Source organism: Syntrophothermus lipocalidus DSM 12680, from assembly GCF_000092405.1.
GTDB lineage: Bacteria > Bacillota > Syntrophomonadia > Syntrophomonadales > Syntrophothermaceae > Syntrophothermus > Syntrophothermus lipocalidus.
Genome location: NC_014220.1, coordinates 1,986,634 through 2,007,688, shown reverse-complemented (window position 1 = coordinate 2,007,688; position 21,055 = coordinate 1,986,634). Strand labels below are relative to the sequence as shown.

The window sequence follows — 21,055 nt, the reverse complement described above, 5'->3', positions numbered from 1 at the left end:
TATGGTTAAGGTAGTTGTGGGCGATATATTTGAGTCCCAAGCGCAGACGTTGGTCAATACGGTCAACTGTGTTGGAGTAATGGGCAAAGGCATAGCGTTGGAGTTCAAGAAACGTTTTCCCGAAATGTTTGCAGACTACCAAGCAAGATGTGCCCGCAATGAGGTTCGCGTGGGCTACCCATATCTATACAAGTCTTTAGTACCTCCTTGGGTTCTTAACTTTCCGACGAAACGCCACTGGCGCTCTCTTTCGAGGGTGAAGGATATCACCAAGGGGCTCGATTATCTTGTACAACACTACAGGGAGTGGGGTATTACTTCGTTAGCAGTGCCACCTCTTGGATGTGGGCAGGGTGGGCTTGAGTGGCGGGTCATGGGGCCTATACTGTATGGCGCTCTGAGCAGGATGGATATTCCAGTTGAGCTTTACGTACCGGCGGGCACCCCTGATTGGCAACTTGATGCCGATTTCTTGGGCAGTTTGTCGAGTCCAACTCGCGGCAGGAATCGGTCTGAGGAAACGATGGAGTTCAACCCAGCGTGGCTGGTATTGGTCGAAATTCTGAAGCGACTGGAGGAAGAGCCTTATCACTGGCCAATAGGGCGTGTTACATTTCAAAAAATAGTATATGTTTCGACCCGGGAAGGAATACCAACCGGTTTGCAGTTTGGGCGCAGCAGTTATGGACCTTTTTCACCTGGGCTGAAAGCACTGATGACCAGGTTGGTTAATATGGGGCTTATTTGTGAAAAGCCGCTGGGACGCATGATTGAAGTGAGGGTAGGCCCGGCCTACAAGGACGTCAGAACTAAGTATCAGGCTCAAATAGAACAATGGGGTGGTGTCATAGATCGGATTGTCAGCCTTTTCATGAGGATGAAGACCAATCAAGCCGAAATAGTGGCCACGGTACTTTATGTAAACAGCGAGCTTATGGAGCGTACGGGGGAAAAACCCACTGAACGCGATGTTTTGAATGAGGTGATGCTCTGGAAACAGCGCCGGAGGCCCCCTCTAGACGAAAACGAGGTAGCGGTTGCTATACGAAATCTAGCAGCCCTTGGATGGGCTCAGGTCAGGGCGAGTATGAACTTGCGGCTCTATGGTGAATGATGATGCGGTTGAGCAACATACAGGCATTTGGTTACGTTCGAACCCGGATTTGTTCCGGGTTTTTTCACTAATTGTGCGGTGGTTTCACTGCATAACCCAGTACATTAGTGTTCATTCATCTCACGTGGTACATTATTGCTCATCTACGTTAATCTGCGTCTATTATCGTCAATACCCGGTTGACCGGTCGGTCGGTCGGGAGTATACTGAACGGTAGAGAGGACTGTATTTCGGACAGGGGAGGATACATACAATGAAGCGTTGGTCAAAGTTGTTGAGGAAGGTACGGGTGGGCAAGGGGATCCTGAGCCTGGGGCTGGCTTTTGCCCTGCTGGTCGTGCAAGGAGGCTGGCAGGTGGCGCAGGCCAAGGAGCCGGCAACTCCCGAGCTCAGCCTGAACCGGGCCATCGAGCTCGCTCTGACGCAGTCGGAGAGCGTGAAGAAGGCGGAGAAAGAGGTAGACCGCACGGAGGAGTGGAGGAACTACCGCTCAGACCAGCTCGACTACACTCCGACCGAGCCCCCGGGGAACGCCTTGGTGGAGGTGGCTTGGGCTCAGCTACTCAGCGCTGATCTTTCCTGGCGCATGAGCAAGAAATCGCTGACGGCAGAACAGGATAAGGTGGCTCTAGATACCTGCAAAAAATACTTCGACGTTCTGGCTACCCAGGACAAGGTGCAGTCGGCAGAAGCTGCGCTGGACAGCGCGCGCAAGCAGCTTCAGGTGGCCCGAGCCCTGTACAACGTGGGGATGGGCACCCAGGCGGCCCTGACGGCGGCGGAGGCGCAGTACCAGGCGGCCCAGGCGACCCTGAACGCAGCACAAAATGACCTAGATAAGGGGTATGTCCTTTTGAACCAGCTGGTTGGCCTATGGCCGGAAGACCGCCCCGTTCTCACCGATAAGGTGGACTTCAAGGCCCTGGAGATCACAAACCTGGACTACGAGGTGGAGAAGGTCCTGGAATCCTGCCCGACCGTGTGGCTGGCCCAGGAGACCGTGACCATGAAGAAATACCTGGAAGACATGACCCTGTACACCGGTGAGTACCGGCCTTACCAGGCCCGCAAGATCGAAGTGGAACAAGCGGAGCTGGATGCCCTGACGACCAAGGAGATGTTCGAGCGGATTACCAGGTCGCTGTATTACGGGGTGAAGAACCTGGAGGAATCATACTCCGGGGCGCAGGAAGCGGTGCGGGCGGCCCAGGAGAACCTGAAGGTGGTGAAGGCCAAGTACGAGGTGGGCCTTGCTACTTCGGCCGAGGTGGCGGCCGCCGAGAAGTCGCTGGCCGAGGCTCAGTACACCGCTTACAACCTGGCTTGCCAGCACGCTTACATGAAGCTGGCCTTCGAGAAACCATGGGCGTATCTGTCGAGCCTGAGCAGTAACTAGAGCCACAAGCCACAGATGCACACAGATTAACACAGATGTTCACTGATGACATTTGGTGAAATTATTAGAACCTCTGATTTCTCTGGAAATCGCCTGTTAGTGCTCCACCAGACATTCGAAACATCCCTACGGGTTTTATATTAGTTTCCCACTCGTTATCTGTGTTAATCAGTGCCCATCAGTGTCCATCTGTGGTTCCAAATATGTGATCGTCTGTGGCTAATTAGGGTTTATTCTAGAAAGGAGTGGAGAAGGGGTTGTGGGAGAGGGTTAGGAAGGTCTTGGCCGGGCTGGTAGTGCTGGTTCTTTTAGGCACAGGAGCAGCCGGCTGCGGCAATAAAAAAGAAGAGGCGGTCGAGCCGGCCCAGATTCCGGTTCAGGTAGAAAAAGCCAGGCTGGCCGATGTGGAGAAGATAGCGGTATACAGCGGAACCTTGAGGGGAGTAGAGGAAGCTGTCGCCTACCCCAAGCTCTCGGCGGCAGCCGGGGCAGTGAAGGTAGTCGAAGTCATGGTCAAGCCGGGGGACCGGGTGTCGCAGGGCCAGACCCTGATCCGGCTTGATTCCGGTGACTTGGAGTACCAGATCCGGGCCTACGAGGCGCAGCTGGCAGGGCTCGTGGCTCAGAGGGAAGGGGCCCAGGTTCGGCTGTCGAATCTGAAGCAGACCCTGGATCGAACCAGGTTTTTGTATGATCAGGGGGCTGTGTCCAAGTCTGACCTGGAAAGGGCTGAGACCGAGTACGAAGCGGCGGTGGCGGGTTTGAAACAGATCGACGCCGGCATCGCTGGGGCCCAGGCTAACCTGGACAACGCCCGCCGCAACCTGGCCAACTGCAACGTGCCGTCTCCCGTAGGCGGTACCGTGGGAACGGTCAATGTAAGCGCTGGAGACAGCGTGACAGCCCAGACCCCGGTGACGGTCGTCTCGAACACGTCCCGGCTCGAGGTCCAGGTGAACGTGGCCGAAGCCGAGATAAGCTATGTCAAGCCCGGAGCCCAGGTTAAGGTTTACGTGCAGGCGGCATCGCCGGAGCCGTTCACGGGAACGGTTGACACGGTGGCTACGACGGCGGACAGCCGCATGAAGACATACCCGGTCAAGATCCTGCTCGACAACCCGAAAGGAATGCTAAAGTCAGGGATGTTTGCCGAGGTGCACCTGCCGACCATGGTCAGGCACCAGGTAGTGGCGGTTCCCCAGGAGGCAGTCGTGGCCAAGGGAGCCCGCCGGGTGGTGTACGTGGTGGACTCGAAGAGCGTGGCCCATGAGAGACCCGTAACCGTAGGGGTGGAGAACGAGAACCTGGCCGAGATTACGGAAGGGCTCAAAGCTGGCGAGCCGGTTGTGGTAAAGGGATCGACCCTCATCCGTGACGGGGATAAGGTAAAGGTTGTGGCAGGAGGCGTTGACAAGTGAGGCTTTCGCGGTTTGCAGTTCACCGCCCGGTCACGGTGGCCATTTTGGTGGGCGTCCTGATAGTCCTCGGCATCGTGGCTTTTTCCCGGCTGGCGGTGGATCTCTACCCTGACATAAAACTGCCGGTGGCGGCAGTCATAACCACCTACTCCGGGGCCGGCCCGGAAGAGGTGGAGTCCCAGGTGTCGCGGCCTATCGAAAGCATCATGGGTACCCTGGGCAACGTGAAGGAGATACAATCCTGGTCGGCCCCGGGCTCGTCCATCGTCATTGTACGCTTCAACTGGGGCACCGATATGGATTTTGCGACCCTGAACATGAGGGAAAAGCTGGCCTTGATCGAGACCTACCTGCCGGACGGGGTAGATAAACCGACGGTGGTGAAAATGGACCCCACCATGATGCCAGTCCTCCAGATAGGGGTTACCGGCGGTACAGATCTTGCCCAATTGCAAGACCTGGTGGAAGACAAGATTAAGCCGGAGCTGGAGCGGATCGACGGGGTAGCTTCGGTGGTCCTAACCGGTGGAGTGACCCGTGAGGTCAGAGTGGACGTTGACCCGGTGAAGATCGCCAATTACGGCTTGACCATGAGCCAGATTACCCAGGTTCTGCGGGCTGACAATTTCAACCTGGCGGGAGGGACTGTAAACCACGGCGACCGGCAGCTTTTCATCCGCAGCCTGCAGCAGTTTGAAAACATCGATGACATCAAGAACGTGACGGTTACTACCCCTGCAGGAGCCAATGTGCTGCTTTCCCAGGTAGCCCAGATAACCGACGGTTATAAAGACGCCCAGCAGTACACGCGGGTAAACGGAAAGCCCAGCATCGGCATCCACATCCTGAAGCAGACCGATGCTAACTCGGTCAAGGTGTCGGAGAAGGTTCGAGCGACCTTGCAGGAGCTGAGCAAGACCATTCCCGGCGGCATTGAGGTCGGGGTGGTCTTCGACCAGGCCGATTTCATAAACCAATCGATGGGTACCATCAAGCGGTCCATGCTGGAAGGTGCGCTCCTGGCCATGCTAGTCATTTACGTGTTCCTGCGCAGCGTGCCCAGCACCCTGGTCATCGCAACTTCTATACCGCTGTCGGTGGTTGCCACTTTCCTTTTGATGTATTTTTCTAAAATGACCATGAACATGGTGACTATGGGCGGGGTGGCTCTGGCCATCGGGCGCATCGTGGACGACTCTATCGTGGTCCTGGAAAGCATATTCCGCCACCGCCAGGCCGGCAAACCTGCAGTTCAGGCCGCCGTGGAGGGGGCGTCCGAAGTCGGCAACGCCGTTATGGCCGCGACTTTCACTACGGTGGCCGTGTTTTTCCCGGTGGTGTTCGTGGAAGGCATCTCCGCCATTTTGTTTAAACCGCTGGCGATGACTGTATCTTTCGGGATACTGAGTTCCTTAGTGGTGGCCCTCACTATCATTCCCCTCCTTTCCAGCCGGATGATGACCGGGGACATCGTGCATGAGGTGAAAACGGAAGAAGGTTTATCCGGCCCCCGTCGTGTTCTGGCACGGCTCTATCTTTTCCTCGACAGCCTGGGCGAGCGCTACCGTCGGGTCATCCGCTGGGCCTTAGGGCACAGGCGGCTGATAGTGGTTACCGTAACAGTGCTGATGGTAGCAAGCGTAGCCCTGGTGCCTCTCATCGGAGCCGAGTTTTTGCCCAAGTCTGATGCCGGGCAGATAGGGATCACCATAGAAATGGATAAAGGAACAGTGCTGCAAGAGACTGACCGAGTAGCATCCAAGGTCGAGGCACTGGTCAAAGCAATACCCGAGGTTACCACGGTGTTTACCAGTGTCGGCTCAGAAGGCAGCATGATGTACATGACCGGGGCCTCAAGCACGGACACCTCTACCTTGAAGGTCATGCTCTGCAAGAAAAGCCAGCGCAGCCGTTCTACGGCCGAGATTGCAGAAGAAATCCGGAAGAAGACAGGGGATATTGCCGGGGCCAAGATCACGGTTACCGAGGTTGACCCCATGATGACCGGCATGACTTCTTCTACGCCGGTGAATATTGAGATCTCGGGTGACGACCTGGAGGTGCTCAAGGGGCTGTCTGACCAAGCGGTTGACATCGTGCGCGCGGTGGCAGGTACACGGGAGGTCCAATCGAATCTGACGGAAGGCAAACCCGAAGTCAGGATCAAGGTGGATCGTCGCAAGGCTGCTTATTACGGCATCACGCCAGGCCAGGTGGCGCAGACGGTGCAGGCGGCCTTCGAAGGCACGGTCGCCACCCGCTACCGGGTAGAGGGGGACGAAGTCGACGTGCGCGTCCGCTACCAGCCCTCGGATCGGGATGACTTGTCGGAACTGGGTTCACTTATGATAACCACAACCAGTGGTGCCCAGGTGCCTTTGAGCCAGGTAGCCGAATTCGAACTGGCGCGGGGGCCGATGACCATTACCAGGATCCACCAGGTACGAACTGCCCAGATAACGGCCAACATTTCCGGACGCGACCTCAACAGCGTGATACGGGACATCCAAAAACGTATGGATAAAGAACTGGTGCTGCCTACGGGTTACACCGTCAAGTACACGGGGGAAAACAAGGAGATGGTGGAGTCCTTCCAGAGCCTTTTGTACGCCCTGCTTTTGGCGGTGGTCCTGGTGTACGCGGTCATGGCCATCCAGTACGAATCTTTCTTCGACCCGTTCGTTATCATGTTCTCGGTGCCGACCTGTTTCATCGGCGGGGCTTTCGGGCTGGCGGTTACGGGCAGAACCTTCAACGTGGTCGCCTTCATCGGGGTCATCATGCTGGTGGGTATCGCGGTCTCGAATGCCATCGTTTTAGTCGACTATATCAAGACCCTGCGGGAACGGGGAATGGAGCGGAACCAGGCCATAGAGGAAGCCGGGGCCGTAAGACTGCGCCCGGTATTGATGACGGCCCTCTGTACCATCATCGCCCTTTTCCCGCTGGCCTTGGGCTTGGGTGAAGGGGGAGAACTAGAGGCACCCCTGGCGACTGTGGTCATCGGGGGATTGACGGCATCGACGGTGATTACCCTGGTCTTGGTGCCGGTAGTATATACGATATTCGACGACTACGGGCGCAAGATCGGCGGCTGGATTAAGAGCCACAGATAAACACAAGCCACAGATGAACACAGATTTTCACGGATTTACACAGATAATTTTTATTAGTTTGACGCTGATTAACGCAGACAGCAGATGTAGAATGAGGCGCAATCCATCGTATTCGCGAATTGGGCGCGATTTACTCGCTGAAATATCACGTTATTTATAAATGATTATCATTATGTTAATTATTGATTACATCTGTGTTAATCTGTGCCCCATCTGTGTCAATCAGTGGCTTATAGGAAGGTGGGGCGGAGTGAGCGAAGGGACCAAACGGGAAAGGATACTGGAGGCGGCGGTGACCGTGTTTGCCGAAAAGGGCTACCATCAGGCTCGCATCGAGGAGATAGCGGCCCGAGCGGGAGTCGGCAAGGGCACGGTCTACGAGTATTTTGCCAGCAAGCTCGAGCTGTTCCAGGAGATGTTCCGGGCGGTTTTGGGGAGGTATTACGAGCGTCTCCAGTCAGTCAGGGAAGAGGGGCAGACGGTAGTCGAGCGGTTGCGGCTCCTCTTAGAACTTCACCTGGACTTCATTTCCCAAAACGCGAGATTCGCCCGGGTGGCTTTCGCGGACGGGGTGGGCTATGACCAGGAATTGGCCTTCTGGATATACGAACAGCGAAAAGCCAAGCTGGAACGAATGCGGGCGCTTTTCGAGGAGGGTATCGAACGGGGCGAGTTCCGCCCGGTGGATGCCGCGATTGCCGCCTCCATTTTTATCGGGGCCATGACCTCACTCATCGTGCCCATCGTTATGGAGGGCCAGGAAGCTGATCCCTCGCTCCTCGCCCGCCAGGCTATGGATATATTACTAAATGGAATGGTGAATTAGCCGGTTTGCTCCAGGAACGGGTTGCGATATACTGGGGGAGAGAAAGAAGAACGGTGGGTGATTAACATGGATGCCGCGCCGCTTACGGACGAGATTTTGAGGGAGCTGGCTCGCCTGTCACCCGAAATGCAGCGATTGGTTCTTGATTTTGCTCGCAGGTTGGCTTCGTTTCCTCAAGAAGGGGTCTCCGGGAATGACCTTATACGGTTTGCGGGAATTTTGAGCCCAGACGAGGCTGGTGAGATAGAACGAGCAATTGAAGAAGGATGCGAGCAGGTGGATCCCAGTGAGTCGATAGAAGGCTTGAAGTTGGAAAAGTGGTAAAAGCTGTGAAAGCGAGGGCGGGTATGCGGGCGATGATTATGGCAGCCGGGGTTGGGTCCCGGCTGATGCCGCTTACGGCCGAGCTACCGAAGCCGATGGTGCCGGTCGCCAACCGGCCGGTGATGGAAAACATCATAGGGCTGTTGGCCCAGCACGGGATAACGGAGATAATTGCCAACCTGCACTGCCACGGGCCGGTTATTAAGGAGCATTTCGGTGACGGGACGAGGTTCGGGGTGAGCCTTCTCTACTCGGAGGAGAAGGAACTCCTGGGGACCGCCGGAGGAGTGCGCCGGTGCGAGTGGTTTTTGGGCGACACTTTCGTGGTCATGAGCGGTGATGCCCTGACGGATGTGAATCTGACAGACCTGGTGGAAGCCCACAAAAGGAACGGCGCGCTTGCTACCATTGCCCTGCGGGAGATGGACGAGGTGGAACACTACGGGGTCGTCATCGTGGGCGAGGACGGCCTCATTCAGAGTTTTCAGGAGAAGCCGCGCCGGGAAGAGGCCTTAAGCCGGTTGGTCAACACGGGGATCTACGTGTTTGAACGGGAAATTTTCGATTACATACCCGAGGGCGAGTTTTACGATTTCGGGCGCCAGGTATTTCCCCACCTGGTGCGCATTAAGGCGCCTTTTTACGGCCACGCTATCGACCGGTACTGGTGCGACGTAGGTGACATCGAGGCCTACCGCCAGGCCCACAGGGATGTGCTCGAAGGCAGGGTGGATTGCCCCATAGAAGGGCAGCTTTTGCAAGGTACCCTGGGGGTCACGAATATTCTGGTGGGCGAAAGGGTGGAGCTCGGGCGCGGGGTAACGCTGAAAGGGTGCGTCGTTATTGGGCCCGGCTGCCGCATTGGGGACGGAGCGGTGCTTGAGGACGCTGTGATTTGGGAGGATACGGTGGTAGAAGCGAAAGCAGTTATCAGAGGCTCGGTCATCGGCAGCCGCTGCCGCATCGGCCGCGGAGCCGCGGTCAGTCCAGGTGCGGTTATTGGGAGCCGTTACGTAGTGCACGAGGGGACAATTGTTCCTGAGAACGCCCGCCTCATGCCTCCAAGGTGAATCCAGGCAGCGGAATGACGAGCGCGCAGCGGAGGCGGTTCTGGTTTTGCATGGCACGATGTGCAAAACCAGAACCGCCCTTGTTTTATGTTTCTTGCACGTTCTTCTCTGTACATTAAGCGCAGCTTGTTTGGTGATCTTATGGTAGGACGCCTGTTTTGATTCTATCCGTGCACGAGGTTGACAACAGGGTGCTGGACGGGTCGGCGGGCAGGGAATCGCCTAGCAAGTGGCGAATATGCAACCACGGGGCCATAGGAGCCACAGATGGACACTGATAGGCACAGATGAGCACAGATTATCATTATAAAGGTATCTACGCTATTGTGCATCTCAATTACTTTCATCAATCAGTGTAAATCAGTGACAATCTAATGTGTATCTGTGGATTCAAGATCGGGAGGTGGATGGCATGGAGAGGAGTTTGTTGGAGAAGGCGAGGGAACTCTTAAACCGGAACCTGTTGACCACGACTCTGAGCACGGTCGATAAGGAGTATAATGTCAATGTGGCGGTCATTACGGTGGTGGAGATGGTCGACGACGAGACGATACTGTGTGCCCGGTTCGGGGCAGAGCAGACATACGCGAACCTGAAGGAGACGGGCAAAGGGGTCTTCATGGTCCTGGTTGCCGACGAGCAGGGGAAAAAAGACGGCATCCGGGTCTACGTGCGTCTCGCCGAGGACCTGACGGAGGGCCCTTATTACGAACGTATCAAAGCCAGGCTGGAAGCTACCCCGTATGGGAATTTCCCGCTCAAAAACTGCTTGGTATTCAAGATCACCGGCATCGCCCCGATTTCAACATTGAAGAGATGATAAGACGCGGAACAACGGGCCACAGATTTGCACAGATTTCTTTATAATTGACGCTGATTAACGCAGACAACAGACGGTTATAGAATAAAATGCAAAACATAGCATTCACCCACAGGGTACGATTACATTATTGCGTACAATTAAATCTGCGTCATTCTGCGTCTAATCGTAAGCAGTGTCAATCTGTGATAATCTGTGTTTATCTGTGGCTAACACTAACAGGAGGGTTTGTATTGCGGAACAAAGTCATGGTAGTATTTGGAACCAGGCCGGAGGCCATTAAGATGGCCCCGGTGATCAAGGCTTTGCAGGAGATGGAGCAACTGGAGGTAAGAGTAGCGGTGACGGCCCAGCACCGGGAGATGCTGGACCAGGTCCTAGACCTGTTCGGCATCGTTCCCGATTACGACCTGAACCTGATGCGGGAGAACCAGGACCTGTTCGGTATCACCTCACGGGTATTGGAAGGGATGCGGGACGTATACGAACGGGAACGGCCTCGCTTGGTGTTGGTACACGGGGATACCACAACTACCTTTGCCGCTGCTCTGGCGGCTTTTTATCTTCGCATCGCGGTAGGGCATGTGGAGGCTGGCTTGAGGACCCGGCGCAAGTACTCGCCCTTCCCGGAGGAAATGAACCGGACCTTGACCGGGCGCTTAGCCGACCTGCACTTTGCCCCGACCGAAACTGCCCGGGCCAACCTGCTGGCGGAAGGGGTAGCGCCGTTTCGGATCTGGGTTACAGGTAATACCGTTATCGACGCTCTCTACCAGACGGTAAAGCCTGATTACCGCTTTACGGGGGAATTGGCGGAATTGGATTTCACCCGGCGGATTATTCTGGTCACCACCCACAGGCGGGAGAACTGGGGGACGAAAATGCGCCAGATTTACGAAGCTCTGTGCGACATCCTGGAGGAGTTCGACGACGTGGACGTGGTTTTTCCCGTGCACAAGAACCCGGTGGTGCGGGACGTGGTAGAAGAAGTTCTTGAAGGGCGGGAGCGGGTTTACCTCATCGAGCCCTTGGACTACGAGCCCTTCGCCCACCTGATGGCCGCATCCCACCTGGTCATGACCGATTCCGGGGGACTGCAGGAAGAAGCGCCGTCCCTGGGCAAGCCGGTCCTGGTGCTGAGGGATACAACTGAGCGGCCGGAGGCGGTCGAAGCCGGCACGGTAAAACTGGTAGGAACCGACCGCCGCCGCATTTACGAAGAGGCCAAGAGGTTACTCACCGACGAGGAGGCGTACCAGAAGATGGCCCGGGCCGTAAACCCTTACGGGGACGGCCAGGCTGCTCCCCGCATCGCCAAGGTAGTGCGGGATTTTCTGCACAATTATTAGCCACAGATGGACACAGATGGGGCACAGATTTACACAGATTTTTGTTTTTGACGCAGATTAACGCAGATTAAAATTATGAATAGTTGAAATCATAGCAAATTATGATTAGTGTAATTAAGATATGGCAACAGCAGCAGTAGATATACAGTACCATCTTTAAGCACAGATTCTTAATCACAAGCTTTAATTCTCAACTCTCAAATCTCAATTCTAAATTTTAAATCCTCTTAAATCTGCGTCAATTCAATATCAGTGTTCATCTGTGAACATCTGTGTAAATCTGTGGCTGGGGAGGGGGACTTCGAGAGAAGGAGTGAATCGGAGTTGGCCCAGTTGTTTGAGAGCTTCCTAAAAACGGCGGTGGCGTTTTTCGGGATACTGGTGTACACGCGGATTTTAGGGAAACAGCAGATCAGCCAAATGACCTTCTACGAGTACGTGACCGGCATTACCTTCGGTTCCATTGCCGCTGCTATCGCGCTAGACCGGGGGACTAACACCGGCATCTTCTTGTGGGTACTGACGGTATTCGTTGCTCTAAACTATTTCACAGGGGTGCTTACGGTTAAGAGCCGTCCCATGCGCAAGCTCATCGAAGGGGAACCGACCATCCTCATCCACAACGGCAAGATTCTCGAGCACAACATGGCCAAACTCAGGTATGACATGGAGAACCTCATGATGCAGCTTCGTGAGAAAAACGTTTTCAACATCGCCGACGTCGAGTTCGCAGTTGCCGAAAACGACGGCAACCTTTCGGTTTTGGTCAAGTCTCAGAAACGCCCCGTTACTCCCGGCGACTTGAACATGCCGACCAGGTATGAGGGGATTCCTTCCGAGATCATCGTCGATGGCGAGGTCGTGTACCAGAACCTGAAGCAGAACAACCTGGACGAGCAGTGGCTTATCCAGGAATTGAAAAAGCGGGGGTACAACAGCCCTAAGGACATCTTGTACGCCAGCCTCGATACAGACGGAAACCTCTATATCGACGAAACGAACTAATGTTGATATTCCCGACTGGTACCAGCCCTCTTACCTCAACTCGGTCGTGGTAAACGTGGACGGTAATATGGAGCCGGTCAAATAGCTGTCTCAGCATAACTTTTCCGCTACCGTGCATTGCCAGGTTAAATAGTTCGTCCCTCGCGTCACCTCCTTCAACGGCTTGGCTGAAGTCAACCTGGATTTTCTTTTCCTGCCGAGGTTTAGTATTTACCAGTTGGCCTGTGGCAGCGTCTATCGTTGCGGCAGCGTCCCAAGTCATCTGTACCTCTTGCTGTATAGCTTGGTACCCTACCTGCCAGTAGCCTTTCTCCAGTGCCCGCCTGATGAAGTCCAGGTCCTGCTCCAGTTTTTGCAAGCGCCGGAGTTCTTCCGATTGGTGCTTGTGCTGCTCCCGCAGGTCAGCTATCTGCTTTTCTAAAGCGGAGGCTTCCTTTTCGTACTCGCCTACTGGAATTCTGCCCTTGCGGAAAAGGTAATTCAAATTCCCCAACTCGTCCTGCAGTTGTTTAACCTGCCGGGTAGAAGGCCCTACCAGCAGTTCAAGTTCCCGCTTCCTTCTCTCCCAGCTCTCTAAGTGAGCTTCGATAGCCTCTTTCATTTTCGCAGGTTCCCGCAAGGCTTCCAGTACCTTTTGAGTAACCTGCTCATCTAGCAAATTAGCTGGCAACCTTGGAGAACCGCACATGGGACTTCCATCTCTGTGGTAGCGTTTAAGTCTGCCGTAACAGGAGTAGACCGGTTTAGTACCGTGGTCATAGGCTCCCCTAAACTGTAATCCGCATATCCCGCAGTGAATAATGCCAACCAGCAGCGGCATCTCGTGAGTGCGTTGCCAGAACTTAGCACGCTTCCTGCGCTCTTGCGCTAACTGGTATAAATGGTCATCAATAAGCTGGGGGAAAGGAATGGGAATCCAGTCATCTTTAGTATATTCAGGTTCTGCATTTTTCCCGTCGCGACCGAAGAAATTTTTTCCGATGTAGGCTTGGTGGGTGAGTATCTGCCTTACTGTGGCGTTAGACCAGTGCTTGATAACCTCTCCTTTTTGACCTCTTTTGCCTCTGACCCCTACCCGAACCCCACGGACAGCAGAGGGCGGGAGGATACCCATTTGCGTTAATTTATCCGCTATAGTTTCCATCCCCAGCGGTTGGCCGCTTTCATCACCATACACGTACCAGTGGTAAATAAGCTTAACAATCCTTGCTTCTTCCTCGTTAACCTCGAACTCACCGGTAACAGGATTCTTGCTATAACCGTATAGTACATGACCGCCAGGGAACTGCCCCATCCTTGCTTTTTGGTATTTTCCCATTCTCATCCTCTCGGTAATCATTTCTCTTTCGTGTTGAGCAAAAGCAGATATAATAGTCGTAAACATCTTTGCTGTTGGGTCTTTAGTATTGACGAATGGTTCCTGTATACTGACATAGGTTATGTTGTTTTTCTCAAAAACGTCTTCAAGCAAATATATGGTATCTTTCGCGCTTCGAGTTAACCTGTCAAGCTTCCAGAATACGACAGTATCGAATGAATGCAAAGGAATATCTTGGATTAATTGCTGAAGGTCGGGTCTATCCAATGAGCTTGCGCTGTAGCCTTCATCACGATAAATCCTGACAAGCTCCCATCCTAATGCTTTGCAATAGTTTCTGATAGCTTCTGCTTGAGCTTCAAGAGAGTAGCCGTGTTGCGCCTGTTCTTCTGTGCTTACCCTTACATATCCAACGGCTCTACTCACAGTGGGACACCTTCCTCTACAGCTTGCCCTCTAATTCTGGCTTTGTGCTGGAGCATATTGAAAATAGCCAATCCGGCGCAGTAGAGGGCAACGTCTTCCCGCCTGATGAACCAGCGGTCAATCCCGTCATCACCTCGTTTTTTGATGCCTGGCAGTTTCTTGTCTCGGAGGAGATTAGCTACCGCAACGGGCGATATTCCGAGAATTTCAGCCGTTTCATTGGTAGTAAATAGCTCGTTCACCAGATTTCACCTCCTATGTTATTATTATAGGATGTATGCTAGGAACTTAAAAGAGGGCTTCCAAAATTTTCTACAAGATTCGAAACGGCCAATTTTGGCAAAGAAGTACCATATTTATTACCATCATATTCACGGCATGGACAAGTTATACCACTTGAACGTGAGTGAAATACCTAAAATAAAAAACAGGGTGCGAAGATTAGTACCCTGCAATCATTTTTATTCTAACGGTGCTAATGCCGCATCAGGAGGAGGAATTTCAAAAGGTCTCTCTCTAGAATAATATTTACAATAAGGAGCAATGCAGCACGTGTCACAATGAGGGTGGTAGTGCGTGCATACTAACGCGCCAAAATCAACTAATGCCAGATTAAACCTCTTAACACAGTTACTTTCTGGCAGTAACACCTCTACAAAACGCCAGATTTGTTGGTCCCTCTCTTTGTTATTATTCTTTGTTGAGCAAACTCCAAAGTAACGCTCGAGAATTCTTATCACATTTGTATCAACGATGGGAGTTCTCTTTTCATAAGCAAAAGACAATACTGCGGAAGCGATATAACTGCCTACGCCCGGCAGACTAATCAAGTTATCAAAGGAATCTGGAACAAGACCGTTAAAATTTTCTACGATTGACTTAGCTAAGCTTCTCAGGATTTTGCTTTTTGCTGCCCACAACCCAAGGGGTTTCAGTAGTTCCTGTAGCTCGGGACCAGCGTTTAATAACTTGGCCGGAGTAGGGTAGAGATTAATAAACTCAGCGTATATGTTCTCGACCTTTCTGGCGTTAGTTTTCTGCAGAAGTACTTCGGCCAACAAGATATACCAAGGATTATGAGTTTCCCGCCACAAAAAAGAACGCCTGTTCTTTTCAAACCACTTCAGTAGCCCCTCTTGAAAGAACAGTATTTTGGACGAGCTAGCGCCTTCATTCGCCAGCTCAAGAGGGTTTTTACTGTCAATTGTCGAATTACTCATACTAAGCACCTGCCAAAAGCTGGAGGGAAAATTATGTCTCTACCCTTACAACCGGTAATGACTAAGTTCTTCGCAAATAAAATTGAGAGTTCAAGTCCGGACTGGCCTGATTACCTGCTCGAGATAGCTAATATCTTTGCCGAGTTTGATGGAGAAGAACTTGACCGTGACCGCCTCTTGGACCGATTTCGAACTTTAAGCGACCGGTCACCCTACGCGCTTCGTGACCCGTCGAACTTCAGGGACGAGTTTGGTGCTTACGGAACCTATCTGGGTATCTACCACATAGAGCGTTGCGACGGCCAATGGGTAATTGCCCTCTCCGGTGCCGCAAGGCAATATCTCTGCACTTCTGAGCCGGATGTAGAAGCCTTTTGTCGCGCACAACTGTCGCTTTTCCAGTATCCCAATGGGGCAGGGGCGGTTTATACAAAAACACCAACAGGCAGACTTAATGTTCGTGTTCAAGCTAATATACTTACCGACACGCTACGAGAGGTCAGCCACGGGATAAGATTAGTCCCGTTTCGCATGATTTGCAAAGCTTTGTTGGCAAAGTCAGCGGCTATGAATATTGAACCGCAAGACGCCACCTTAGAGTACCCGGAAATACTTGCTCTTGCAAATGATTCCCGCACAAATACAGACCCCTCTCCATCGGATGAGCAAATCATCGAGGTTCTTAATGATGTACAAACCAAAAACTGCCCCCCATGGCTTTTTGAAAACCGCCTGCTTACAAAGTTTAAGAGAAACTTTCATATATTTACCCACACCGGGCTTATATCTAGAACCGAAAGGGGGCTCAACCTAAATATTGACACCGCCGATAAATTGCAAGCAGTAAAAGAAATTGCAAATATGAATACCTTCTTCTCAGCGCTTAATGCGTGTAACGTGGCACCCGAAACGAGAGAGTGTGTTGAAACAATCATAAAGAGCCCCGAATGGGGCCGTTACTATGACGCATCTAATCTTCCTGCCAGGTCACTCACTCTAGTAACTGGCAGCTTTGAGAGCGATTTTGCAAGCCCTGTTATGCTTCTTCTGAGGGAAGAAGCACTTCCTGCGGCTGCCTTCCCTCCTCTAAGCCGTTATGAAAGTTCCAGGCCTTCCCACAAGCAGGTAAGTGCTCGCGAAGCAAGCAATCCGGAAATAGCCCGTTTGAGAAGAGAAAAAGCAAATCGGGATCACGCTAGATTGGTTGAAAGATTCGCCGCGATGTCCCGGCTAGCTGGGGGAGACCCTCATGAAAACTTATTCATTGACCTGTTTGTAGAGATTAACAACAGAAAGTATATCTTTGAAATGAAAAGCTGCAACTCTAACAATCAACTCGCGCAGGTTAGAAAGGGTATATCTCAACTCTACGAATATAGGTACCGCTCGGGTCACAGCGACGCTCTCCTGTGTCTAGTGTTGCAATGCCCACCGAGCGAGCCGTGGCTAGTAGACTATCTCGTTAAAGATAGAGGGATTTTTGTTTGCTGGTTAACCGACGATGTAAATATCCAGTGCCCGAGTGAATGCCGGGAAGCTTTTCAACCATTTTTACCGGGCTAGTGCTATTTTTCCCTCAGAGAAATCTTTTTCCGCGTCACTTAATAGGTAATCAAGTTGGAGGCGCTCCAAAATCTCTCTGTAGTCGGGAGCTTCGTAATTGAAGGCTTCCCGCAAAACTTGCGCACCAAGAACAGCCCCAAAAACTGGAGGTACGGAGTTGCCGATTTGCCTTATGGGGTGACGGCTGGTTCCTGAAAAAGCCCAAAAGTCCGGGAATGTTTGAATACGAGCAGATTCTCTTGGCGTGACCTCTCTAGGCTGAAAAGGGTGTACGTGCCCCTTGCCACCGCCTTTATCGGAACCAACCACAATTGTATAACTCGGCCTATAGGGGTGCAATTTATTGATTCTAGTTTTTGAGTCTCTCTCTCCAAAGGCTAATCTAGAGTAACGGTCAATAATCCTCTGGCTGTGAACTCTACCAACGTGATTTGGTATGTGAGGACAGGGCGGTTCTGGAAGCCCTCTTAATACTTGAGCAACTACGGGTGTAGGCAGTAGTTCTGGATATAAAGAAATTGACTTGCCATTCGCCTCAGGAGAGTGAGTGGGCTGAGGCTTGCTAATTTTTATCCCGCTTCTTGACCCGAATACGATTAAACGGCTGCGGAACTGAGGCACACCATAATTGGCAGTATCTAGCAAGTAATGCGTTAGGGTATAATCTTGGGTGCCAAATTCGTTTTTGCCAACCTCCTCCATGAATCGCTCAAAAACCTTACCGTCATCTATTGTTAGCAAGCCGGCCACATTTTCAAAAATAAAGACTTCGGGCTGGACCTCCCTGATAACCCTTATGAAATCCCATAAAAGGGTACCGCGAGGGTCGTCCATTCCTTTACGCCGCCCGAAAACAGAGAAGGACTGGCACGGAGGCCCACCAATTACTAGAGATACCTTGCCACGGTCTAACCTCGCAGCTCTCAAAATATCTTTGGTATTCAGTTTTCTAATATCTCGCTGAAGAACAACCGCATTTTGCAAAAAGGAGTGCTTGCCGGTTTCTTTTCCTAAACGCCTGTTGGAGCGGAGCGTCCTGCAACTATGGTAATCAATATCCGTGCAGAGTCGGGTCTCGAAGCCTGCTGCCTCGATTCCCAAATCAAATCCACCCGCGCCAGAGAATATCGAGATAGCGTAAAGTTTTTTAGACATCCTCTCGACTACCTCCTTTGGTGGCAACTCGCTCATTCCGGTTATGAATAAAATCTTCCGACCCCATTTTCCCTTTAAACCTGTTTAGCTGGTCTAAGGAGTAGCGCCGGTGTCCACCTGCAGTTCGCAGAGGTACAAGCAGATTCTGTTTTTCATAACGATATAATGTTGCTGTCGAAATACCAAGTATTTTACTAGCCTCGCCAATAGTAACCAGTGTATTTGGAGAAGAGGCCTCAGTAGGTAACATTTTCCTCACCACCTACATAATAAACTACGACAAAACTGCGCAAACTCCTTCAAACTCACTCAAACTTATTCAAATATTTTTTGGTAAGGATTCCGTCCTGGCCTTCCAGAGTGACTGTAGCTCCCCAGTAATCCCGAGACTCAAATGTCTCGTTATTGAACACCCAATAATCAAGGTCATGGATTATGCGGTGAGCTAGAATCAGTAGTTGAACGTCCTTCTTCTCATAGGCAAACTCCAACATTCGGGCAAACGCTTCGAGGTCAGCCTTTAAGTCCTCTGACCCAACTTTTTCTGCTACCTCCCGAGGACGAGTGACTAGGTTTAGCTCACCTTCGCCACTGACGTACTCTTTTACTCTGGTCTCCCACAGGTACTCTTTCGAGTTTGAAGCCCAGGTTGAATTATCCGTAAACCGTTTATAATGACCGGAAGCAACCAAGTCGTTTAGCTGGAAATGAGCCTGCCGGACGAAACTGTTTACGCTCTGGAAGTCTTCGGGCTTGATGCTGGAGATTGCCTTCTCTACTGCTTCAGTGTGCCTATCCGTGACAAGCCTGCCTGTGGCGTCTACCCGAACCTTGCTCCCATCGGGTAACGTTCCTTCTCGGGTTTGACTACTCGCAAACCCATAACCGGTAATAGAAACAAGGGCGATTGTCAGAGCAGTAAACAAAACAATGCGTTTCATTGCCATTACCTCCGTGGTATTACGGTAGCCCTCAACGCATCCCACATCTCACCGGTCACTAGACCTAACCGCCAAATGGCGATACCGTCAAGCCCGTACCGCTTGGCAATGCCTACCTTCGTTAGAATGCTTTCCGCTGTTTCCGTGGGGGCAGAAATTCCGAGTACCAGCTTTTCCGATGGAACATTAGCCCTAGCTATCTCCACTGCTTGAGTGACAAGGCTTACCGGCTCCGGCGTGGAGCCGTAGTCGTAGGCCATGATGATAATCCGGTCAGCCAATTCTCCCAGCGCCTTGTAATCGTAACCGTGATAGGCGCTGTTCGGGGCGTGGAGGGTGAGGGTTAGTGTGAGGTTAGCAGCCTTAACCTGTTCCGCTAAGAGCAGGACGAACCTGGTAAAAGAGCCCTGCACCACCTTTAACTGCTCACCGTCATCTCGGTAGCCCAAACCCTCAAAGTCCAGGTTTACTCCTTGGTATAGTACCGCTTCTCTCATTATACCATTAACCGCCCTGGTCATGGCAGCATCATCCGTTAACAGGGACGAAATCGTGCCGTCACCGTCAGTCACGTGGACCACCATTTCGGTTTTCAGGTTGTACTCCCTAGCTGCTTCCAGCACCTTCTCCCAACTATCCGGCCTTTGCCAGCCTGTTCGGCTTTTGGTCAGGAGGTTGCCACCTTTGTCCAGACTGTACCAGCCCAGCGCCAGTTCAGCTACTACATCGGTGTTTCCGCTGGCAGTTTCCGGGTACGGCATCCTAAAGAGGTTAGTCCAACTGCTGGTCTTGCTGTCGCCCAGGGCGTAGAACCCGATTACCGCCATCTCTTTGGGCGGGGAGGTAATCCTGACCCCGTTAATCGAGTTATCCCAATCCACCTTACAATTAAGGGCTTCGCTGAAGAACCGCAACGGTATCATCGTCCTGCCGTTAAGAATTTGCGGAGGAACGTCTAGGAGGATAGGGGAGTTATTGCGGTAGGCGGTCTTATTCCCAATCTGGAGCCGGATAGAGGTTTTCCCGTCCGTAGCACTTATCGTTTGAGTAGTGCCGTCCCAGGTAACCTTTACGTTCAACGCTTCCGCTATCGCTCGGAAGGGAACCAGGGTGCGCCCGTTCTGGATGACCGGCTGCACGTCAAAGGTAACCGGCAGCCCGTCAATCAGGACGGGAATTTTCTGCTGTTCCTGAGCGAAGGCCGGCAGTGCAAAACCACCGGCCACGGTAATCATCACAGTTAAAGCAAGGAAAAGCAAGCGCCTCATTTTTAACCTCCTATTGCAATAGAAGTCGAATATCATCGCATCAACAGGAAACATGTAACAATTTCGCCCTTGACAAAGGTAATTCCTCCCTCTCACAGAATTTCATCGTCCAGGTCTTGCACTTCATCAGGTTCAAAGCCGAGGGCATCCAGGAGAGCGTGAAATTCTTCACTATCAGGGTCAACGTCACGCCCGAGGAAGTCTTCAAATTCCTCCAGCAGTTCCCAGCCGGTCATTGTAAGTTCACCTCCTTAGAACGGCCTGATGTAGAGGGTAACCCCTCTGGCTTTGAAAATCTGGCGCAGGAGAAGCAACCGCTCCTCCGCTTCTTCTTTGGTCTTGTAAGTCTGGCAGCCTGCCAGAAAGGAAGTGCCGTCGGATCTGGTACCGAATATCGCCCACCGGTTGGTCACTGGCTCATCACTCCCGCAGGTAGGTAAAGGGAGGAGTTCCCGTTTTTCCACCGGTTGTAATGGCAGACGTAGTCGCTGCCGAAGGCAGCCACCGTTTCCGCGGTAGCCCTTTTGGTGGGAGGGTTAACGAATCCCATCCGGCAGCGGGAAAGCTCTCTACTGTAGAGAGGGCAGGTCTTGCAGGTACGCACTTTCAGCATGGTATCACCTCCCAAGAAAATTGGTAATTGGTACCGGAGTATATAAAAGTATTGAAGAGAAAAGTTCCATAAGGCATAGAGCCGTATAATTGGTTTGCAGGAGAGAAAAACCA

Annotated in this window: 21 protein-coding genes; 11 read left to right on the top strand and 10 right to left on the bottom strand. The window is 52.3% G+C overall.

Going from position 1 to position 21,055, the window contains the following annotated elements; genetic code table 11:
• Nucleotide 1 precedes the first annotated feature (1 nt).
• The 10 genes from darG (at nucleotide 2) to SLIP_RS09655 (ending at nucleotide 12,438) form a co-directional block, all read left to right on the top strand.
• Nucleotides 2-1,114, top strand: a complete 1,113-nt coding sequence (darG, locus tag SLIP_RS09700; protein ID WP_013176113.1) for a type II toxin-antitoxin system antitoxin DNA ADP-ribosyl glycohydrolase DarG — start codon at nucleotides 2-4, stop codon at nucleotides 1,112-1,114.
• 253 nt (nucleotides 1,115-1,367) lie between these two features.
• Complete coding sequence (locus SLIP_RS09695; protein ID WP_013176112.1) at nucleotides 1,368-2,510, top strand: TolC family protein; 1,143 nt, start codon at nucleotides 1,368-1,370, stop codon at nucleotides 2,508-2,510.
• A 257-nt stretch (nucleotides 2,511-2,767) separates the two neighbouring features.
• The gene (locus SLIP_RS09690; RefSeq protein ID WP_013176111.1) at nucleotides 2,768-3,928 is read left to right on the top strand and encodes an efflux RND transporter periplasmic adaptor subunit; all 1,161 of its coding nucleotides are present in this window, start codon (nucleotides 2,768-2,770) and stop codon (nucleotides 3,926-3,928) included.
• The gene (locus SLIP_RS09685) at nucleotides 3,925-7,044 is read left to right on the top strand and encodes an efflux RND transporter permease subunit (protein ID WP_013176110.1); all 3,120 of its coding nucleotides are present in this window, start codon (nucleotides 3,925-3,927) and stop codon (nucleotides 7,042-7,044) included. The genes SLIP_RS09690 and SLIP_RS09685 overlap by 4 nt, the downstream gene beginning before the upstream one ends.
• A gap of 250 nt (nucleotides 7,045-7,294) precedes the next feature.
• Entirely contained in the window at nucleotides 7,295-7,870 is a 576-nt protein-coding gene (locus tag SLIP_RS09680; RefSeq protein WP_013176109.1) for a TetR/AcrR family transcriptional regulator, read from the top strand.
• 57 nt (nucleotides 7,871-7,927) lie between these two features.
• Nucleotides 7,928-8,194 carry a hypothetical protein gene (locus tag SLIP_RS09675; RefSeq protein ID WP_049765047.1) on the top strand — a complete coding sequence of 89 codons (267 nt, stop codon included), beginning with the start codon at nucleotides 7,928-7,930 and terminating at the stop codon, nucleotides 8,192-8,194.
• A 5-nt stretch (nucleotides 8,195-8,199) separates the two neighbouring features.
• The gene (locus tag SLIP_RS09670; protein ID WP_242649099.1) at nucleotides 8,200-9,264 is read left to right on the top strand and encodes a nucleotidyltransferase family protein; all 1,065 of its coding nucleotides are present in this window, start codon (nucleotides 8,200-8,202) and stop codon (nucleotides 9,262-9,264) included.
• A 412-nt stretch (nucleotides 9,265-9,676) separates the two neighbouring features.
• The gene (locus tag SLIP_RS09665; RefSeq protein WP_013176106.1) at nucleotides 9,677-10,084 is read left to right on the top strand and encodes a pyridoxamine 5'-phosphate oxidase family protein; all 408 of its coding nucleotides are present in this window, start codon (nucleotides 9,677-9,679) and stop codon (nucleotides 10,082-10,084) included.
• Between the two features lie 248 nt (nucleotides 10,085-10,332).
• Complete coding sequence (wecB, locus tag SLIP_RS09660) at nucleotides 10,333-11,433, top strand: non-hydrolyzing UDP-N-acetylglucosamine 2-epimerase (protein ID WP_041433626.1); 1,101 nt, start codon at nucleotides 10,333-10,335, stop codon at nucleotides 11,431-11,433.
• 324 nt (nucleotides 11,434-11,757) lie between these two features.
• Complete coding sequence (locus SLIP_RS09655) at nucleotides 11,758-12,438, top strand: YetF domain-containing protein (protein WP_013176104.1); 681 nt, start codon at nucleotides 11,758-11,760, stop codon at nucleotides 12,436-12,438.
• Here SLIP_RS09655 and SLIP_RS12195 read toward each other — a convergent pair.
• From SLIP_RS12195 to SLIP_RS09640, 3 genes are all read right to left on the bottom strand, one after another.
• Nucleotides 12,374-14,182, bottom strand: a complete 1,809-nt coding sequence (locus tag SLIP_RS12195; RefSeq protein WP_013176103.1) for a recombinase family protein — start codon at nucleotides 14,180-14,182, stop codon at nucleotides 12,374-12,376. The genes SLIP_RS09655 and SLIP_RS12195 overlap by 65 nt on opposite strands.
• Nucleotides 14,179-14,424, bottom strand: coding sequence for a helix-turn-helix domain-containing protein (locus SLIP_RS09645; protein WP_013176102.1), 246 nt, complete (start codon nucleotides 14,422-14,424; stop codon nucleotides 14,179-14,181). Before SLIP_RS09645 ends, SLIP_RS12195 begins: the two co-directional genes overlap by 4 nt.
• 219 nt (nucleotides 14,425-14,643) lie before the next feature.
• Nucleotides 14,644-15,402, bottom strand: coding sequence for an HhH-GPD family protein (locus tag SLIP_RS09640; RefSeq protein ID WP_013176101.1), 759 nt, complete (start codon nucleotides 15,400-15,402; stop codon nucleotides 14,644-14,646).
• 33 nt (nucleotides 15,403-15,435) lie between these two features.
• Between SLIP_RS09640 and SLIP_RS09635 the strand changes: the two genes are divergently transcribed.
• The gene (locus SLIP_RS09635; RefSeq protein ID WP_013176100.1) at nucleotides 15,436-16,965 is read left to right on the top strand and encodes a hypothetical protein; all 1,530 of its coding nucleotides are present in this window, start codon (nucleotides 15,436-15,438) and stop codon (nucleotides 16,963-16,965) included.
• Here SLIP_RS09635 and SLIP_RS09630 read toward each other — a convergent pair.
• The 7 genes from SLIP_RS09630 to SLIP_RS09610 all read right to left on the bottom strand — a co-directional run bounded on the left by SLIP_RS09630 (nucleotide 16,954) and on the right by SLIP_RS09610 (nucleotide 20,942).
• Entirely contained in the window at nucleotides 16,954-18,120 is a 1,167-nt protein-coding gene (locus tag SLIP_RS09630) for a DNA cytosine methyltransferase (RefSeq protein WP_013176099.1), read from the bottom strand. The two genes, SLIP_RS09635 and SLIP_RS09630, sit on opposite strands and share 12 nt — an antisense overlap.
• Complete coding sequence (locus SLIP_RS13140) at nucleotides 18,113-18,370, bottom strand: MerR family transcriptional regulator (RefSeq protein ID WP_013176098.1); 258 nt, start codon at nucleotides 18,368-18,370, stop codon at nucleotides 18,113-18,115. Before SLIP_RS13140 ends, SLIP_RS09630 begins: the two co-directional genes overlap by 8 nt.
• Before the next feature lie 55 nt (nucleotides 18,371-18,425).
• Nucleotides 18,426-19,061: a hypothetical protein gene (locus tag SLIP_RS12190; protein WP_013176097.1), complete on the bottom strand. Its 636-nt coding sequence runs from the start codon at nucleotides 19,059-19,061 to the stop codon at nucleotides 18,426-18,428.
• Between the two features lie 5 nt (nucleotides 19,062-19,066).
• Complete coding sequence (locus SLIP_RS09615) at nucleotides 19,067-20,329, bottom strand: stalk domain-containing protein (protein ID WP_013176096.1); 1,263 nt, start codon at nucleotides 20,327-20,329, stop codon at nucleotides 19,067-19,069.
• Between the two features lie 92 nt (nucleotides 20,330-20,421).
• Nucleotides 20,422-20,565: a hypothetical protein gene (locus tag SLIP_RS12770; RefSeq protein ID WP_013176095.1), complete on the bottom strand. Its 144-nt coding sequence runs from the start codon at nucleotides 20,563-20,565 to the stop codon at nucleotides 20,422-20,424.
• 15 nt (nucleotides 20,566-20,580) lie between these two features.
• Nucleotides 20,581-20,742, bottom strand: a complete 162-nt coding sequence (locus tag SLIP_RS12765) for a hypothetical protein (RefSeq protein WP_013176094.1) — start codon at nucleotides 20,740-20,742, stop codon at nucleotides 20,581-20,583.
• The gene (locus SLIP_RS09610; RefSeq protein ID WP_013176093.1) at nucleotides 20,739-20,942 is read right to left on the bottom strand and encodes a hypothetical protein; all 204 of its coding nucleotides are present in this window, start codon (nucleotides 20,940-20,942) and stop codon (nucleotides 20,739-20,741) included. The genes SLIP_RS12765 and SLIP_RS09610 overlap by 4 nt, the downstream gene beginning before the upstream one ends.
• Nucleotides 20,943-21,055 lie beyond the last annotated feature (113 nt).

Coding starts and splice junctions, on each gene's coding strand:
- wecB (WP_041433626.1), top strand. CDS start 10,333: ATGGTAGTATTTGGAACCAGGCCGGAGGCCATTAAGATGGCCCCGGTG.
- SLIP_RS09635 (WP_013176100.1), top strand. CDS start 15,436: ATGTCTCTACCCTTACAACCGGTAATGACTAAGTTCTTCGCAAATAAA.
- SLIP_RS09665 (WP_013176106.1), top strand. CDS start 9,677: ATGGAGAGGAGTTTGTTGGAGAAGGCGAGGGAACTCTTAAACCGGAAC.
- SLIP_RS12190 (WP_013176097.1), bottom strand. CDS start 19,061: ATGAAACGCATTGTTTTGTTTACTGCTCTGACAATCGCCCTTGTTTCT.
- SLIP_RS09695 (WP_013176112.1), top strand. CDS start 1,368: ATGAAGCGTTGGTCAAAGTTGTTGAGGAAGGTACGGGTGGGCAAGGGG.
- SLIP_RS13140 (WP_013176098.1), bottom strand. CDS start 18,370: ATGTTACCTACTGAGGCCTCTTCTCCAAATACACTGGTTACTATTGGC.
- SLIP_RS09615 (WP_013176096.1), bottom strand. CDS start 20,329: ATGAGGCGCTTGCTTTTCCTTGCTTTAACTGTGATGATTACCGTGGCC.
- SLIP_RS09640 (WP_013176101.1), bottom strand. CDS start 15,402: ATGAGTAATTCGACAATTGACAGTAAAAACCCTCTTGAGCTGGCGAAT.
- SLIP_RS09630 (WP_013176099.1), bottom strand. CDS start 18,120: ATGTCTAAAAAACTTTACGCTATCTCGATATTCTCTGGCGCGGGTGGA.
- SLIP_RS12770 (WP_013176095.1), bottom strand. CDS start 20,565: ATGACCGGCTGGGAACTGCTGGAGGAATTTGAAGACTTCCTCGGGCGT.
- SLIP_RS09610 (WP_013176093.1), bottom strand. CDS start 20,942: ATGCTGAAAGTGCGTACCTGCAAGACCTGCCCTCTCTACAGTAGAGAG.
- darG (WP_013176113.1), top strand. CDS start 2: ATGGTTAAGGTAGTTGTGGGCGATATATTTGAGTCCCAAGCGCAGACG.